At 69.6% G+C, this 1,325-nt stretch carries 2 protein-coding genes and 1 pseudogene; 1 reads left to right on the forward strand and 2 read right to left on the reverse strand.

All coding sequences use genetic code 11. From position 1 onward, the window contains the following. Positions 1-415, reverse strand: a 415-nt coding sequence (locus GRX66_RS19065) for a serine hydrolase domain-containing protein (RefSeq protein WP_159527852.1), incomplete at its 3' end; no start/stop codon positions are given. A 63-nt stretch (positions 416-478) separates the two neighbouring features. Further along, entirely contained in the window at positions 479-715 is a 237-nt protein-coding gene (locus GRX66_RS19070) for a DUF5816 domain-containing protein (RefSeq protein WP_159527853.1), read from the reverse strand. A gap of 135 nt (positions 716-850) precedes the next feature. On the opposite strand from GRX66_RS19070, the pseudogene GRX66_RS19075 reads away from it, so the two are divergent. Next, positions 851-1,325, forward strand: a pseudogene (locus GRX66_RS19075) (bifunctional metallophosphatase/5'-nucleotidase); the annotation flags it as partial.

The raw sequence follows: 1,325 nt of genomic DNA on the forward strand, positions 1-1,325 counted from the left end.
GGGTGATGCGCCCGCGGAGGCCGCCGGCGATGAGCGCGACGCTGGCGCCGTCGCTCGGCATCCCGGAGGTGTGCGAGAGCAGTTCGTGGACCGTCGGCGGGTCCGCGAGCTCGCTGAAGTAGTCGACGTGCTCGGTCACGGAGTCGTCCAGGTCGAGGTGGCCGTCGCGTTCGAGCTGGAGGACGCTCGTTGCGACGAACGACTTCGTGACCGACGCCACGCCGTACATCGTCTCCGCCGACGCCGGCGCGTTCGATTCGAGGTCGCGCGCGCCGAATCCGTCGGCGTACACCACGTCGTCACCGTCCACGAGCGCGACGCCGGCGCTCGGGACGCTCTCGTCGGTCAGCCAGTCCGCAACGAACGACTCGACGGCGTCCCTGCGGTCGTCGTCGAGCGTACAGACGCGACTCATACCAGTGCCGTCTGCCAGTCGGAGTATAAAACTACGTGCGCGAGCCGGGGTCCGCGTCCGCCGTCACTCGTGGGCGGCGTCCCACTCGTCGGGCTTCTTGAAGTTCCCGCAGACGTTGCACTCGATGCGCCCCATCGCGTCCATCGCGTTGTCGACCGATTCGCAGTGCGTGCAGTACCAGCCCCACCGGCGCTCGCGCTCGGGCGTCCGGTAGACGACGAGGAACGGGCCGTCCTGGCCGCGCTCGCCCTCGTCCTCGGCGACGTACAGGTCGCCCTCGTCGGTCCCCACCGTGAACATGTCCCCTCGTAGCCGTCTCCAGCATTTAGCCCTGTCTGTCTCGGGGTTTTCTCACGGGGTGGCGAGCGGCGTTCTCGGCGCCGCACCGCCGGCCTTCGAAGCCCTCTTCCGGACTGCTGGCCTGTACACGCGGTAATGACGGTGCGTATCTTCCACTACTCTGACCTCGAGAACGTCTACGATTCGCCCGCGAAGGCGGGCCGGCTCGCGTCGGTGCTCCGGAACCGGGGGGACGCGCTCGCGGCCGGGTCCGGGGACAACACGTCGCCCGGTGTGCTCTCGCTGGTCACGGAAGGCCGGCAGGCCCTGGATCTCTACGACGCCGTGCAGCCGGACGTGGAGACGTTCGGGAACCACGACTTCGACTACGGCGCGGCGGTCACCGCAGAGATCGTCGCCGAATCCCCGCAGACGTGGGTCAGCACGAACGTCACTCGGGACGGCGAACGCATCGACGGCGCCGTCCCGTGGACCGTCCTGGAGGCCGACGGCGCGCGGGTGGGGTTCCTCGGCGTGCTGGACGACTCGACGCCCGCCCTCAACCCGATGGCCAGCGACCTCGCGGTCACCGACCCGGTGGCTTCCACCAGGGCGGCGAGCGCCGAACTCC

It is taken from the genome of Halobacterium bonnevillei, from assembly GCF_009831555.1.
GTDB lineage: Archaea > Halobacteriota > Halobacteria > Halobacteriales > Halobacteriaceae > Halobacterium > Halobacterium bonnevillei.

Bases quoted from the DNA above. Each gene is read 5' to 3' on its own strand.
- GRX66_RS19070 (WP_159527853.1), bottom strand. From the start codon at position 715: ATGTTCACGGTGGGGACCGACGAGGGCGACCTGTACGTCGCCGAGGAC.